Origin of the sequence: Methylobacterium radiodurans (assembly GCF_003173735.1) — a bacterium.
GTDB lineage: Bacteria > Pseudomonadota > Alphaproteobacteria > Rhizobiales > Beijerinckiaceae > Methylobacterium > Methylobacterium radiodurans.
The window spans coordinates 3,843,173-3,857,171 of the sequence record NZ_CP029551.1; the positions used below are offsets into that span (position 1 = coordinate 3,843,173).

The 13,999-nt window shown below is 75.0% G+C and carries 13 protein-coding genes; all 13 read right to left on the minus strand.

All coding sequences use genetic code 11. The annotated features are described in order from the left end of the window. Window positions 1-133: 133 nt before the first annotated feature. Entirely contained in the window at window positions 134-1,225 is a 1,092-nt protein-coding gene (locus tag DK427_RS17935; protein WP_109952449.1) for a phytoene/squalene synthase family protein, read from the minus strand. After that, complete coding sequence (locus DK427_RS17940) at window positions 1,197-2,732, minus strand: phytoene desaturase (RefSeq protein ID WP_109952450.1); 1,536 nt, start codon at window positions 2,730-2,732, stop codon at window positions 1,197-1,199. The genes DK427_RS17935 and DK427_RS17940 overlap by 29 nt, the downstream gene beginning before the upstream one ends. Before the next feature lie 99 nt (window positions 2,733-2,831). Beyond that, complete coding sequence (gene bchO, locus DK427_RS17945; protein WP_109952451.1) at window positions 2,832-3,737, minus strand: alpha/beta fold hydrolase BchO; 906 nt, start codon at window positions 3,735-3,737, stop codon at window positions 2,832-2,834. Continuing rightward, the gene (locus DK427_RS17950; RefSeq protein ID WP_109952452.1) at window positions 3,734-5,734 is read right to left on the minus strand and encodes a VWA domain-containing protein; all 2,001 of its coding nucleotides are present in this window, start codon (window positions 5,732-5,734) and stop codon (window positions 3,734-3,736) included. The genes bchO and DK427_RS17950 overlap by 4 nt, the downstream gene beginning before the upstream one ends. Before the next feature lie 125 nt (window positions 5,735-5,859). Beyond that, entirely contained in the window at window positions 5,860-6,831 is a 972-nt protein-coding gene (locus DK427_RS17955) for a magnesium chelatase ATPase subunit I (RefSeq protein WP_245931045.1), read from the minus strand. 201 nt (window positions 6,832-7,032) lie between these two features. Beyond that, window positions 7,033-8,250, minus strand: a complete 1,218-nt coding sequence (gene hemA, locus DK427_RS17960) for a 5-aminolevulinate synthase (protein ID WP_109952454.1) — start codon at window positions 8,248-8,250, stop codon at window positions 7,033-7,035. A gap of 65 nt (window positions 8,251-8,315) precedes the next feature. Next, on the minus strand, window positions 8,316-9,116 hold the full coding sequence (gene puhE / locus DK427_RS17965; RefSeq protein WP_109952455.1) for a putative photosynthetic complex assembly protein PuhE: 801 nt from the start codon (window positions 9,114-9,116) through the stop codon (window positions 8,316-8,318). A gap of 8 nt (window positions 9,117-9,124) precedes the next feature. After that, the gene (acsF, locus tag DK427_RS17970) at window positions 9,125-10,243 is read right to left on the minus strand and encodes a magnesium-protoporphyrin IX monomethyl ester (oxidative) cyclase (RefSeq protein ID WP_425452480.1); all 1,119 of its coding nucleotides are present in this window, start codon (window positions 10,241-10,243) and stop codon (window positions 9,125-9,127) included. Beyond that, window positions 10,240-10,536 (minus strand): hypothetical protein, encoded by a 297-nt coding sequence (locus tag DK427_RS17975; RefSeq protein ID WP_109952456.1) that lies wholly within the window; start codon window positions 10,534-10,536, stop codon window positions 10,240-10,242. Before DK427_RS17975 ends, acsF begins: the two co-directional genes overlap by 4 nt. Beyond that, the gene (puhC, locus tag DK427_RS17980) at window positions 10,533-10,997 is read right to left on the minus strand and encodes a photosynthetic complex assembly protein PuhC (RefSeq protein WP_109952457.1); all 465 of its coding nucleotides are present in this window, start codon (window positions 10,995-10,997) and stop codon (window positions 10,533-10,535) included. The genes DK427_RS17975 and puhC overlap by 4 nt, the downstream gene beginning before the upstream one ends. A 5-nt stretch (window positions 10,998-11,002) precedes the next feature. Further along, window positions 11,003-11,692 carry a photosynthetic complex putative assembly protein PuhB gene (gene puhB / locus DK427_RS17985; protein WP_109952458.1) on the minus strand — a complete coding sequence of 230 codons (690 nt, stop codon included), beginning with the start codon at window positions 11,690-11,692 and terminating at the stop codon, window positions 11,003-11,005. Beyond that, the gene (gene puhA, locus DK427_RS17990) at window positions 11,689-12,483 is read right to left on the minus strand and encodes a photosynthetic reaction center subunit H (protein ID WP_109952459.1); all 795 of its coding nucleotides are present in this window, start codon (window positions 12,481-12,483) and stop codon (window positions 11,689-11,691) included. The genes puhB and puhA overlap by 4 nt, the downstream gene beginning before the upstream one ends. An 18-nt stretch (window positions 12,484-12,501) precedes the next feature. Continuing rightward, the gene (locus DK427_RS17995) at window positions 12,502-13,899 is read right to left on the minus strand and encodes a BCD family MFS transporter (RefSeq protein ID WP_109952460.1); all 1,398 of its coding nucleotides are present in this window, start codon (window positions 13,897-13,899) and stop codon (window positions 12,502-12,504) included. Between the last annotated feature and the right edge of the window lie 100 nt (window positions 13,900-13,999).

Here is a 13,999-nt window from a genome sequence, read left to right on the forward strand (position 1 = left end):
TTCGTGGCCGGTCTCGGCCTGACGCTCTGGGGCTCGGCCGGCGTGCTCGCCGGCCTCTGAGCCACCGAGGTCGAGCAGAAAGCAGAGGAAGGGCCGCCCGCGGGCGGCCCTTTCGCGTGGACGGCCTTGCCGCTCACGGCAGCGCGGCGCGGGCTCGCGCGTCGCGGATCTCCCAGGTCTCGATGAGGTCGAGCGCGTGCAGCGCCCGGCCGCGCAGGTCCCACCAGGCCGGCAGTCTTCGCGCCGGGCCGGGCGCGCCCGCGACGGCCGCGACCAGGAAGGCAGTCTCCGGCAGTGGGGGTGCCCGCCCGAAGACGGGCGCGGCGCGCTCCGGCGCCGCCGCGCGGGCGAGCAGCGCGAGCTTGCGCGGCGTGCCGACCCGGGCGCGTGCGCCCACGGCGTCGTGCCCGTTCGCCGCCACCGCACGGCCGATCTCGGCGTAGATCAGGGCCGCCGCGCGGATCGCCGGGCGGCAATCGGCCGGCAGCCCCGCGATGCCGGCCTGCGCCCGCGCGTAGAGCCGGTCCGCCTCGGACAGCAGCCGCGCTACCACGCCGGCGAGCGCCGGCCCGTGGACCGGCGCGGCGAGCCACGCCTCCGGGTCGAGCCCGGCCTCGCGCATCCAGGCGAGCGGCAGGTAGAGGCGGCCGGCGCGCGCGTCCTCGCCGACGTCGCGGGCGATGTTGGTGAACTGCATCGCCACCCCGAGATCGCAGGCGCGGGCGAGCACGTTCGGGTCGCGCGAGCCCATGATCAGGGTCATCATCGCGCCGACCGTGCCGGCGACGCGCGCCGCGTAGGCGGTGAGCGCGGCCAGGTCGGCGTAGCGGCGGCCTTCCGCGTCCCAGGCAAGGCCTTCGAGGAGCGCGCGGGGCAGCGCCGGGGGAATCGCGTGCGCCTCCATCACCGCGGCGAGTGCCCGGTCGGCCGGGTGGTCGGCGGGCCGGCCCGAGGCGGCGCGGGTCAGCCGCCCGGCGAGGTGCTCCACCGCGGCGCCGCGGCTCTGCGCATCGCGCGCGCCGTCCACCGCGTCGTCGGCCAGACGGCAGAAGGCGTAGAGCCCGTAAGCCGGGTGCCGCACCCGGGCGGGCAGCAGCAGCGAGGCCGCGAAGAAGCTCTTCGAGCCCCCCCGGATCGCCGCCCGGCAGGCGGCGCGGTCGGCGGGGCTCGCCTCGGACTCGACCTCGGTCTTGACCTCAGACCTGGCGTGGGAGGCTGCTTGCATCGGGCACCAGCGCATCGAGGACACGGGCGGAGGAGAGGACGCCGGGCAGGCCGGCGCCCGGATGGGTGCCGGCGCCCACGAGGTAGAGGTTCTCGATCCCCTCGGAGCGGTTGTGCGGGCGGAACCACGCGGATTGCGTCAGCACGGGCTCCAGCCCGAAGCCGGAGCCGCGCACGCTGAGGAAGTCGTCGGCGAAGTCCTGGGGCGTCGTGACCCGCGAGGTGACGATGGACTCGGAGAGTCCCGGCAGCACGGTCGCCTCCAGCCGCGCGGCGATCCGCTGGCGGTAGGGCTCGGCGATGTGGGCCCAGTCCTGCCCGCCCGCGAGGTTCGGCACGGGCGAGAGCACGTAGAAGGCGTCGTGGCCGGGCGGTGCCAGCAGCGGGTCGGTCGCGGTCGGGCGGTGCAGGTAGAGGCTCATGTCCTCGGCCAGAACCTTGCGGTCGAAGATGTCGGCCAGCAGCTCCCGGTAGCGGGGCCCGAGCAGGATCGTGTGGTGGTCGACGCCCGGGTATTTCCGGCGCGTGCCGAAATACCAGACGAACAGCCCCATCGAGGAGCGCGCGCGGCCGAGCTTCTTTTGATTCCAGCGCCGGGCCTGCCCGGCCAGCAGCGTGCCGTAGGTGTAGGCGGAATCGGCGTTCGAGACGACGAGGTCGGCGGGGATCTCGGTGCCGTCGGCGAGCGCCACGCCGGTGGCGCGGGTCCCCGCCAGGGTGATCCGGGCGACCTCGGCCCCGCAGCACACGGCCCCGCCCTGGCCCCGGATCAGCCCGGCGAGGCCGTCCACCAGCCGGCCGGTGCCGCCCATGCAGAAATGAACGCCCCAGGCCCGCTCCAGATGGGCGATCAGCCCGTAGAGCGCGCTCGCCCGGAAGGGGTTGCCGCCGATGAGCAGCGGGTGAAAGCTGAAGACCTGGCGCAGGCGCGGGTCGCGGATGTGGCGAGCCACGACCGCGTGCAGGCTGCGGTGGCCTTGGAGGCGCAGGAGGTCGGGCGCAATCCGCAGCATGTCGCGGATCCGGCCGAAGGGCACGTGGCCGAGCTCCTCGAAGCCGATCCGGCAGACCTGCCGGCTGAAGGCCATGAAGCGCTCGTAGCCGGCGACGTCCGCGGGCGAGAGCCGCTCCACCTCCGCCCGCATCCGGGCGGGGTTGCCCGTGTAGGCGAAGTCCGTGCCGTCGTCGAAGCGGATCCGGTAGAACGGCTCCATCGGCACCAGCGCCACGTCGTCGGCGAGGCGCCGGCCGGCGAGCCGCCACAACTCCTCCAGCAGGAAGGGCGCGGTGACGATGGTGGGGCCGGCATCGAACGTGAAGCCGTCCTGCCGGTGCACCCGGGCGCGCCCACCGGGCTGGTCCAGCCGCTCCAGCACCGTGACCCGGTAGCCCCGCGCGCCCAGCCGCACCGCCGCCGCGAGCCCGCCGAAGCCGGAGCCGATCACCAGCGCGTGCGGCCGCGGATCGGTGCGGTTCTGTGAAGCCGGCTTGTCGACGAGTGTCAACATAGGATGACAGTATGGGCGGGAACGGTGCGGTGCAAGCGCGGATTTCATCCCATCGCTGCTCGAAGGCCTGGGCCCGATGCCCGGAACCACCAGCGCGGCTCAAGCGGACGCGCTGCCCTGCGGCGGGCCGTCATCAAGGATCAGCGCCGCGGCGCGAGCCGGATCCTCCTCGTGGGCGAGATGGCCGAGGCCGCGGATCAACTCGACCCGGGTGCCGGGCAGCCGGTCGCGCAGCTGAAAGGCGTCCTCCGGGCGGATCGCCCGGTCGTTGCCGCCGACGACGAGCAGGAGCGGCACGGCGAGCCGGCCGAGGTCGCGGTCGAGGGCGGCGAGGTCCCAGTTCGCCATCATGCCGAGCGCGCCGCGCACATGGCCGGGCTTGGCGAACAGGCGCCGGTAATACGCCACCCCGGCCGCGTCGAGCCGCGAGCCGGTGCCGGCGATCAGCCGCTCGACCGCGGCCCGGTCCGCGCTCCAGGCGAAGAGCCGCGGGGTGAACGGATTGAGGAACAGCGCCCGCGCCATGGCGGGAAACAGCAGGCTGCCCGCCCCCGGGAAGGGCGCCAGCGCGCCGTTGAGGGCGACGATTCGGTCCGGGTGAAGCGCGCCGTCGAGGCACATCCGCGCGAGGATCGCCGCCCCGGCCGAGTGCCCGGCGACGCGGGCAGGCTCGGCGCCGAGCGCCCGCAGGAGATCCGCCACGGCCGCCGCCATGCCCGGCAGGGAGAGGCGCCCCGGCGGCAGCGGGTCGCTGAATCCGTGGCCGGGCAGGTCGGGCACCAGCACCCGGTGGGTGTCGGCGAGGCGCGGCGCGACGTCCCGGAACGAGTGGCTCGCCGCCCCGGTGCCGTGCAGGAGCAGCAGGACGGGGGCGTCCGCGGCGCCGAATTCCTGCAGATGCCAGGTGAGGCCGCCCGCCGCGACAAAGCGGCTGGCCGTGCGGTTCGGCCAGTCGGCGCCCTCCCGCGACCAGTCCGGGCGGTCCGGGTCGCGGCGCGCGCTCACGCGCCGGCGTTCCGCGCGGCTGCGGCGAGCGCCGCCGCGTCGGCGCGGGGCAGGGTGGCGTAGCGGGCGCCCGCGGCCGCGGCCAGCGCCCGCGCGCCCTCCCCGGCCGCGCCGGTATCGAGCACGAGCACCGGCAGGCCGAGGGCACCGAGCATCCGGGCCGCGTCCTCCGCGTCGGCCCGCGCGGCCGCGCGACCGGCCATCCTGGAGCGGGCGACGTTGGCCCGCCCGTCGGTGAGCACCACCACCACCGGCCGCCCCCCGCCCCGGGCCACCCCGCGGGCGAGGCCTGCGGCGACGTCGAGGCCGGCGGCGAGCGGCGTGCCGCCGCCGCCGGGCAGCCCGGCGAGATCGCGGCGCGCCCGGGCCAGCGCCCGGGTCGGCGGCAGGACGATCTCGGCGCCGGCCCCCCGGAACGCCACCAGCGCCACCCGGTCGCGGCGGGCATAGGCCTCGGCCAGCATCAGCTCGACGGCGCCCTTGGTCTCGGCGAGCCGCTCGCGCGCGGCCGAGCCGGAGGCGTCGACGCAGACGATCGTGGTGGTCTCCGGCGCCCGCACGAGGCGGCGCACGCGCAGGTCCGAGGCCCGGACGCGGATCGGCTGCGGGCCCGGCCGCAGGCGCTGCCAGGGGGCGGCGGCGCGCAAGGTCGCCAAGAGGTCGAGCCGGCCCCGGCGCGGGTCGCCGGGCCGCGCGCCCGCCGGGCGGCCCCGGCGGGGATCGGGCGCCCCCGCGCCGAAGCGGCCGGCCCGTGCGGCGGGGGCCGCCCGGGGCGCGGCGCCCGCGAGTTTCGCGAGGAGGTCCGCGGGAATCGCGGCGCGTGCGGCGGCCAGTACGACGTCCTCGGGCGCGGCGGAGGCGTCGTCTGGTTCGTCGTCCGGCGGGGGCTCGGGCGCGGATCCGTCCCGGTCCTCGTCTTGAGCCTCGTCCTGCGGGACCTCGGCCGGGTCCGGTGGCGCCTCCGGGACCGGCAGGCAGGTCGCCCGCGGCGCGAGGACGAGGCGCGCGGCCTCGGCCAGCGCCCCCGCGTCCGGCGCGCCCGTTCCGGCGATCCGGCGCGCGACCCGCAGGGCGAGGAGCGAGCCCCGCGGCGAGGCGATGCCGAGTGCGGCGGCGGTGGTGCAGAGGGTGGCGACGGGATCGGTTGCCGGATCGCCGGGCGTCTCCTGGGTCAGGTCGCGCTGAGGTCCTTCGTTGCTTACGCCGGCCCCCACCACTCCCCCTCCCCCCTCCGCGGGGGAGGGTGGCCCGCGAAGCGGGTCGGGAGAGGGGAACCACGCTTCTGATTGGGGCACTGCCCTTCGTGAAGGTCGCCCCCGTGCCGGAAGCTGGGGTCCCCTCTCCCGACCCTCGCTGACGCGAGGGCCACCCTCCTCCGCAGAGGGGGGAGGGAATGCGCGGGGGCCGTCGGCCCGAGAGGCGGGCACGCAGTCGTCCGCGGAGGCGTGCGCGTCCGGCGCTTGCGTCTCCCCCAGCCCGATCCCGTCGAGATCGATCCGGAAAGCGAGGCGGTCGGCCAGCCCCTCCGGCACCGTCTCGTCCCCCTCCCCCTCGTCGAGCAGAACCAGCCCGATCCGGGCTGGGAGGCGGGCGCCGATCCCGTCGCGCTCGACCGCGACCGCACCGGTGTCGAGCGCGGCCGCGAGGCGTGCGGCCGTGGCGGGGCTCATGCGCTCGGCCATCGCCACCACCAGCACGCCGCCATCGGCCTCCGCCAGCAGGCCGCGCCCGAGCACGGGGCGCCCGAGCGCCAGGGTCGCGGGCAGGTCGAGCCCGCCGATCAGCCGGTCGTCGCCGGTCCCAGGCGGCAGGCGGCGCAGGGGTCGGGCGTCCAGCGCGACCCGCAGGGCCTCGAGCCAGCGCTCCCGCACCGGCCCGGCGCCCGCCCGCACCACGACGCCGCCGAGCTCGTGGGGGGCCGCTGCCAGGAGGGCTGCGACCCGCAGGGCGGTGGCCCAGGGCGCTTCCTGATACGCTTCCCCTTGAGCATGGCTCATCGGTGCCGCGCAAGGCGCAGGTCCCCTCTCCCGTGCCGGAGAGGGAGCGCGTGAAGGTTCCGGCGCGTGCCCGGATGCCGCCTGTTCCGGTAGGGCGCCCGCCTCGGACGGTGACGCCTGCCCGCTCACGCCGAAAACACCTCCGCCACCGCCCGCGCGACACGGGCGGTCGAGCCGGCCTCGTCCAGCGGGTTGCGGCGCAGGCGATGGCGCAGGGCGGCGGGGGCGACGCGCGCCAGATGCCCGTCGTCGACCGTCCCGGCACCGTCGAGGGCGGCGAGCGCGCGGGCGGCGCGCATCAGGGTCAGCTCGCCGCGCAACCCGTCGGTGCCGAGCGCGAGGCAGAGCCGGGCGGCCTGCTCCAGGGCGGCGTCCGGCACCGCGACCGCGCCGAGCCGGGCGCGGGCCGCCAGGATCGTCTCACGGGTCGCCCGCTCGGCGGCGGCGTGGGCGGCGTGGAAGCCCGCCGGATCCCGCTCGAAGGCGTCCCGGGCGCGCACCACCGCGACCCGGGTCGGGATGTCGGCGGGCGTCGCGACCTCGCAGGCCAGCCCGAACCGGTCGAGGAGCTGCGGGCGCAGCTCCCCCTCCTCCGGGTTGCCGGAGCCGACGAGGACGAAGCGGGCCGGGTGGCGCAGGGACAGCCCCTCGCGCTCGACCGTGTTGATCCCTGAAGCCGCCACGTCGAGCAGGAGGTCCACGAGGTGGTCCTCCAGGAGGTTGACCTCGTCGATGTAGAGGAAGCCGCGGTTGGCCCGGGCGAGCAGCCCCGGCTCGAAGGCCCGCTCGCCGCGGGTGAGCGCCCGCTCCAGATCGAGCGCGCCGACGACGCGGTCCTCGGTGGCGCCGAGCGGCAGGTCGACCACCGGCACGGCCCGCGTCTCCGCCCGGCGCGGGGCCCCGCGCGCGCAGTGCGGGCAGGCGGCGGCCGGCGCTTCGGGATCGCAGGCATAGGGGCAGCCGGCGACCGCCCGCATCGGCGGCAGCAGGGCGGCGAGCGCCCGGATCGCGGTGGACTTGCCGGTGCCGCGGTCGCCCAGCACCAGCACGCCGCCGATCAGCGGATCGACCGCCGCGATCAGCAGCGCCTCGCGCATCGCGTCCTGGCCGACGATGGCCGAGAAGGGGAAGACGGGTGCGGGCACGGGGGTGGTGCCGCCCGAGACGGACGCGGATTCGAAGGCGATGTCCGGCTCGCCGTCCCGGTGCCGTGCGGTCACGCTGTCCATCGGCGTCGCTCCTGGTTCACTGCCGCAACTCTCCCTCCCCCCGCAGGGGGGAGGGAGCGCGTCGCGCCCTCACTCCGCCGCCCGCCGCTCCACGCCCATCCGCGCCCAGATCAGCGACAGCGCCGCCACCAGATGCGCGATGTCGGCGTCCGTGTGCAGCGGCGAGGGGGTGATGCGCAGGCGCTCGGTGCCGCGCGCGACCGTCGGATAGTTGATCGGCTGCACGTAGATCCGGAACTCGTCCAGCAGCGTGTCGGAGATCGCCTTGCAGAGCACGGGGTCGCCGACCATCACCGGCACGATGTGGCTGTCATTCGGCAGGACCGGGATCCCGGCCCGCGTCAGCGCCGCGCGGGTGCGAGCGACCCGGTCCTGGTGGCGGGCGCGCTCGGCGCCGCTCGCCTTGAGGTGGCGGATGCTCGCCGCCGCCCCCGCCGCGACCGCGGGCGGCAGCGAGGTGGTGAAGATGAAGCCCGAACTAAAGCTCCGCACGAAGTCGCAGAGCTTCGCCGAGCCCGTGATGTAGCCACCGTGCACGCCGAAGGCCTTGCCGAGCGTCCCCTCGATCACGTCGAGCCGGTCCGCGAGGCCGTCGCGCTCCGAGATGCCCCCGCCCCGCGCGCCGTAGAGGCCGACCGCGTGCACCTCGTCGAGGTAGGTGAGCGCCCCGTGTCCTCCAGCCACGTCGCAGATCTCGGCGATCGGCGCGATGTCGCCGTCCATCGAGTAGACCGACTCGAAGGCCACGATCTTCGGCCGGGCCGGGTCGACGAGGCGGAGCTTCGCGTCGAGGTCGGCCGGGTCGTTGTGGCGGAAGATGTGGCGCTCGGCGCGGCTGGCTCGGATGCCCTCGATCATCGAGGCGTGGTTCTCCGAATCCGAGAACACGGCGCAGTGGGGCAGCCGGGCGGCCAGCGTGCCCAGCGCCGCCCAGTTCGAGACGTAGCCCGAGGTGAAGAGGAGCGCCGCCTCCTTGCCGTGCAGGTCGGCGAGCTCGGCCTCCAGCACAACGTGCGCGTGGTTGGTGCCCGAGATGTTGCGGGTGCCCCCGGCGCCCGCCCCGCAGCGGTCGATCGCCTCGTGCATCGCCGCCAGCACGTCCGAGTGCTGGCCCATGCCCAGATAATCGTTCGAGCACCAGACCGTGACGGGGCGCGTGCCCTCCGGGTGGTGGTGCGTCGCCCGCGGGAAGGCGCCGGCGCGCCGCTCCAGCTCGGTGAAGACCCGGTAGCGGCCCTCGCCGCGCAGGCCCGCGATCTCGGCGCCGAAGAAAGCTTCGTAGTCCATGGGCCGCGTCTCCCCTGCTGGTTGTTGTCTCGCCGGTTGTTGGCTTGCCGGTCGTTGCCTTGCCATCACGCCCCCTCCCCGGCCGGTCCGGCCTCGGTCGCGGCGGATTTCCCCGCCTCCGGCAGGCTCCAGCGCCAGAGCGCGGCGGCCGGCAGGGGCAGCATCAGGAACCAGTGCTCCAGCACCGCCAGCGCGGTGAGCGTGGCCACCAGCGCCAGCCCGGTGCGGGCCTGTCCGGCCTCGGCCCCGAGCGCCGCCGCTCCGAGCAGCACGGCGGCCGCGGTCCCGAGGCTCACGGAGAGCGGGAACAGCCCGTTCATCGCGCGCTGGCGCAGGTAGCAGGCGAGGTAGCCGAGATGCGCGGGCAGGAATTCGAGCTGGAGGTTGCGCACCCCCAGGAACAGGTTGAGCCGGGCCGAGGCGTTCATCAGCACCAGGACGGCGTAGGTCCATAAGCCGACCCGGTTCGGCTCGCCCCAGACCAGGCAGAGGATGACCAGGCCCCCGGCCAGGATCGCGAATTCGTGCCAGAGGCTGGTGGCGAGCGCCGCCAGGAACCGGTCGAGCCCCCGCGCGGAGGGTGGGCAGGCCACGGGCCGCGGGCCGGAGACGAAGCCCATGTAGTAGGCCATCTCCTGCCAGCCCCAGACCGCGAGCGCGGCCAGGAAGCCCGCATAGGCGGCCGCCTCGGACGGATCGCCCGCGCTCCGCCCGATCGTCCAGAGCGCGCCCGCCAGCACCAGCGTGGCGCCGCCCAGGCTCCAGGCGTGGGTGCGCCGGGGCAGGTGCTGCAGCGCCAGGATCAGCCCGGTGGAGAACCACCAGGCCACGAGCGCGAGGACGACCGGGAGGGCGAGCGCCGGCATCGGGACCCCTACCAGACCGGGTTCAGGCGGATGTCGGCGGGCATCGCGTTCTCGCGCACCGGCAGCAGGTAGAGCCGCGCGAAGGTGAGCGCGCCGCGCGCCGCGTGCCAGCCCTGCGCCAGCCGGCCCGCAATCCCGCCGCGGGCTCGGGCCCCGTCGATGCCCCGCGCGCAGGCGAGCAGCCGGTCGAGCCCCGCCCGGAAGCGCGGGTCGTCGAGGTCGAGGAGCACCGGGAAGGTCTGGCGCGCGATCTCCTGGGTGATGCGGAAGACCCGGAAATCGTAGTCGGTCGGGTCGATGCCGAGCGCGGCGTGGAAGGCCGGGCGGTGATGGTCGCGCACGTACATCGTGGCGAAGACCGCGAGCAGGAAGAAGCGGATCCAGAGGCGGTTGCGCCCGCTGGTCAGCTTGGGATTGGCCCGCATCAGGAGCGCGAAGGCCTCGCCGTGGCGGAACTCGTCGTTGCACCAGAGCTCGAACCACTTGAAGATCGGGTGGATGCGCCGGTCCGGGTGCCGCTCCAAGTGGCGGAAGATGGTGATGTAGCGCGCGTAGCCGATCTTCTCCGAGAGATACGTCGCGTAGAAGATGAACTTCGGGCGGAAGAAGGTGTATTTCTTCGTCTTCGTCAGGAAGCCGAGGTCGACGCCGATGCCGAAGTCCTTCAGCGTGTCGTTGATGAAGCCGGCGTGCCGCGCCTCGTCCCGGCTCATGAAGCCGAACAGCTCGCGGATGTCCTTGTTCTTGGCGCGCTTCCTCATCTCGGCGTAGAGCACGCAGCCCGAGAATTCCGCGGTGATCGACGAGACCAGGAAGTCGAGGAACTCCTTCCGGAGTTCCGGATCCATGTGCGAGAGGTCGCAGTCGAACTCCGCGTTGCGGATGAAGTGGCGCTTGTTCGGGTCGGAGCGGAGTTCGGCGATCAGCACGTCCCACTGGGCGCGCACCGGCTCGACGTCGGTGCGGTCGAGCTCCTCGAAATCGGTGGTGTAGAAGCGCGGGGACAGGAACGTCGTCTCCTGCGCGGCGCGGGTGGACTCGTTCATCGGCAGCTTCGGCACGGGCTGGCCGGGGACAGGCTGGCCGGGGACCGGTTGGACCTGAGCGGGATGGACGTGCGCGTTCACAGGCTCCTCCTCTCGGAAAAGCTCACCTCGTAGAGCTCGGTCAGCTCGAGATGGGCGATCAGCTTGGTCCAGGCGCGCTCCAGCCGCGAGGCGCGCGAGACGGTGGCCTGGCGGCGCACGACCAGTCGCTCGCCGTAGGGAACGGAATCGGGGGAATCGTGCACCGTCACCGCGTCGCCGGGCTCGATCTCGAAGCCGGCCTCCAGGGTGACGTGGGCGTGCAGGCTCTCGGGCGTCTGCTCGATCTCGACGGTGCAGGGCACCTCGACCTCGGTTCGGGTGAGCCAGCTCATCGTTGCGCCTCCTCTAGGATCCGCCCGAAGGCGGCGGCGTTGGTCGGGCCGAAGGCCTGGAGCGCCACGGTCCGGCCGGTGGACGCGTCCTCGAGGGCGAGGCGCCCGTCGGCGTAGCGCACGAGGCGGAAGGGCGCCTCGGGGCCCAGCCCCTCGCGCTGGCGGGCCTGGGCGAGGCCGCGCAGCGTGCCGCGGACAAAGCCGTCCTCGCCAGGGCGGATGGTCGCCACGACGCGCAGGCTGCCGGCCTCGCGCAGCGCGACCGAGCCGTCGTCCCGGTCCTCAGCCCGGAAGGCGAGCGCGGCGGCCGGCCGGGCCTCGATCTCGGGCGGCGCGGCCACGGGCGGGCCGCGGCCGGCCAGCACGGCCACCAGCACGAAGGCCAGGAGGCCGCCGGCTCCGAGGAGCACGGGCCCCGGGCCGGAGCCCAGGATCTCGGAATGGGCGGGCGGCGCGCGCATACGCCCTACTCCGCGGCGACGAGGCGGCCGGGCGCGGCCCGGCCGGGGCGCGCCACGATCACCGGCACGTGGGCCGGGGCAGTGCCGGGCGCGATGCCGGCCTCCTGGCCCGCGAGGGTTGCGGCGTCCCGCGCCTCGGCGAGCGCGCGGGCCAGGATCGCGGCGGTGGCGGTCGCCCCCGGCACGCTGCGCAGCATCGGCTCGGGCTGGGTGACCCGCCAGGGCCGGGCGTGCGGCCAGAGCTGCAGGTAGGCGATGCGGGCGGCGGGCTTCAGCCGCAGGGGCACGTCTCCGCTGCCGTCGCCGAAGAGGCGCAGGTCTGCGCTCTCCACCTCACCGAAGGGCAGGTTGTAGGTGACGGGCAGCGCGATGCCGATCTGGAGCACGAGGCGCCGGTTCGTCACCGTGTAGAGCGTGGTGCGGTGGGCCACGTAAGCGAGGGCGCCGAGGAGGGCGAGCGCCAGGCCCAGCACGCCGACGAGCGCGGCGGCCGTGCCGGCCGGGTTCTGGGCCACCGCCACGACGCCGATCCCGCAGAGGCCGAACCAGAGCCCGACGAGGGGAGCGTGGAAGACGCGCAGCCAGAGGCCGCGGGTCGTCGGCGCGCCCTGCCAGAGGATGCGCTCGCCCGGGGGCAGCGGCCCCGGCAGGCCCCGGGGCGTGCCCTCGGGCAGGAAGTCGCTGTGCGCGCTCACAGCAGGGGCTCCGCGCGTGCGGGCGTGGCGTAGAGCGTGCCGGCGCCGAAATAGGCCATGATCCGCTCCTCCTCCCAGAGGGTCACCGAATCCGGATCCTTCGTGGTCGGGATGTCGGCGAACTGCTCGCCGAGAAGGGCCTCGGTGGTGACGTTCCGGCCGAAGAGCGGTCCGCGGCAGAAGGTGACCGGCATCAGCCGCCGCCCGCCGCCCGGCAGCTCCACCTCGTAGTAGCGCACGAAGGACTCGCCCCGATCGACCCAGAGATCGACCACGACGCCCGCGAGCTTGCGGTCGGCACCCACCACCGTGCGGCCGATCGGGTTCGGCCCGTCCTCGTGAACCACGAAATGGTCGGCGACCCGCAGGGGCACGATCCGGTACTCCCCGTCCCAGGTGCGGTCGTGCTCGTCGTGGCGCGGCGCGTAGGAGCCGGGTCCGACACCGGCCCGGAGCGAGGTGTCGGTGCGCTCGTAGGGCGCGCCCGGCCAGGGCTCGACCTTGCGGCTCGGCACCTCGGTGTCGACCGCGACGTTGGTCTGGGGCGCCCACATCGTGTGGCCGCTGGTGAGGCGGAACGCCTTCGGACTCGGGATCAGGATCGGGTCCGGCGCCTTGAGGCGGCCGACCGCCTCGTTCTCCAGGGGATAGCCCTCGCGCCGGTCCTCGCGGCGCAGGTAGAAGACCAACCCCGCGAAGAAGAGCCAGAAGGCGTAGAGCACCACCTGGGCGACGTCGAGGTAGCTGGTCAGTCCCCCGATCGGGACGGCGTTCGGCAGAGCGGTCGGCATTGTGGCGTCCTCCCCTCTTCAGGCGGGTCGTTCGTTCAGGCGGGTGCGGTCCCGGCCCGCGACGGGGCCGGGAGCGTGCGTGCGGACCAGGGGCCCGAGGGCGACGAGGGCGCCGAAGAGCAGCGCGATCTCGACGTGGTAGACGATGAGGTAGCCGCTGGCGGGCCCGTCCAGCCCCTCGCCGAACGCCCCGGTGCGGGCGAGCGCGCCGCCCGCATCCCGCACGAGGCCGCCCGCCGCGATGGCGAGGCCCGCCGCGCTCGCCTGGGCGGCGCCCCAGGCGCCGAGCGCGAGGCCGGTCTCCTCGGGGCCGGCCGCATTCATCGCGGCGGTCAGCGTGCCGTGGGCGAAGAGCCCGCCGCCGAGCCCGATCAGCGCGACGCCGGTTCCGAAGAGACGGGCGGAATCGAGCGGGCTCGCGAAGGTGACGGCCGAGAAGGCCAGGATGCCGATGCCGCAGCCGGCCGCCGCGACGCGGAACGGGTCGCCCCCACGGGCGAGCCAGCGCGCGGCGAGCCAGAGGCCGATGCCGCCGCCTGCCGCCAGGATCGCGGTGAGCGCCGTGGTGGCGGCGACCGAGAGGCGCAGGATCTCGCCGCCATAGGGTTCGAGCAGCACGTCCTGCATCGAGAACCCGGCCGTGCCGAGCCCGATCGCCACGAGCCGCCGCCGCGCCCGGCCGGTCCCTGCGTAGCCGCGCCAGGATTCCGAGAAGGCCGGGCGCGATGACGCGGCACGGGTGCGGGCGGGGGCGCGCGGCTCCTGCTTCCAGAGGGCGATGCCGTTGAGCAGCATCGTGAGCAGCGCCGCGCCCTGGATCACCTGGATCAGCCGCACGGGGGAGAAGTTCGCCAGCAGCAGCCCGAACAGCACGGCGCTCGCCATCATGCCGGCCACCAGCGCGGCGCAGAGGAGCGCCACCACCCGCGGGCGGGCCCGGGCCGGGGCGAGGTCGGTGGCGAGCGCGAGGCCCGCGGTCTGGACGGTGTGGAGGCCGGCGCCGACGAGCAGGAAGGCGAGCGCGGCCGCCGCGTCCCCGACCCAGAGCGGGCCGGTGGTGTCGCCCGACAGGATCAGCAGGGCGAAGGGCATGATGGCCAGCCCGCCGAACTGCAGCAGCGTGCCGAACCAGATGTAGGGCACCCGCCGCCAGCCCAGCACCGAGCGGTGCGTGTCCGAGCGGAAGCCAACCAGCGCCCGCAAGGGGGCGAAGACGAGCGGCAGCGCCAGCATCGCGGCGACGACCGAGGCCTGGACCTTCAGCTCGACGATCATCACCCGGTTGAGCGTGCCGATGAGCAGCACCGCGGCCATGCCGACCGTGACCTGGAACAGCGCGAGCCGCAGAAGACGGCCGAGGGGCAGTTCGGGCGTCGCCGCGTCCGCGAAGGGCAGGATCGCGGGGGTCAGGCGCATCAGGGCGCGGGTGATATTTTGGGTTGGGGCGGTCACGACGGTCGCCCCTTCTGATCCCCTCTCCCCGCTTGCGGGGAGAGGGCCGCGGCGACCTCGTCGT

What these genes read in the sequence shown, in the direction of transcription:
- puhC (WP_109952457.1), bottom strand. Translation starts at nt 10,997, where the DNA reads ATGCGCGCGCCGCCCGCCCATTCCGAGATCCTGGGCTCCGGCCCGGGG.
- DK427_RS17995 (WP_109952460.1), bottom strand. Translation starts at nt 13,899, where the DNA reads ATGCGCCTGACCCCCGCGATCCTGCCCTTCGCGGACGCGGCGACGCCC.
- hemA (WP_109952454.1), bottom strand. Translation starts at nt 8,250, where the DNA reads ATGGACTACGAAGCTTTCTTCGGCGCCGAGATCGCGGGCCTGCGCGGC.
- DK427_RS17975 (WP_109952456.1), bottom strand. Translation starts at nt 10,536, where the DNA reads ATGAGCTGGCTCACCCGAACCGAGGTCGAGGTGCCCTGCACCGTCGAG.
- puhE (WP_109952455.1), bottom strand. Translation starts at nt 9,116, where the DNA reads ATGCCGGCGCTCGCCCTCCCGGTCGTCCTCGCGCTCGTGGCCTGGTGG.
- DK427_RS17950 (WP_109952452.1), bottom strand. Translation starts at nt 5,734, where the DNA reads ATGAGCCATGCTCAAGGGGAAGCGTATCAGGAAGCGCCCTGGGCCACC.
- puhA (WP_109952459.1), bottom strand. Translation starts at nt 12,483, where the DNA reads ATGCCGACCGCTCTGCCGAACGCCGTCCCGATCGGGGGACTGACCAGC.
- DK427_RS17955 (WP_245931045.1), bottom strand. Translation starts at nt 6,831, where the DNA reads ATGCGCGAGGCGCTGCTGATCGCGGCGGTCGATCCGCTGATCGGCGGC.
- DK427_RS17940 (WP_109952450.1), bottom strand. Translation starts at nt 2,732, where the DNA reads ATGTTGACACTCGTCGACAAGCCGGCTTCACAGAACCGCACCGATCCG.
- DK427_RS17935 (WP_109952449.1), bottom strand. Translation starts at nt 1,225, where the DNA reads ATGCAAGCAGCCTCCCACGCCAGGTCTGAGGTCAAGACCGAGGTCGAG.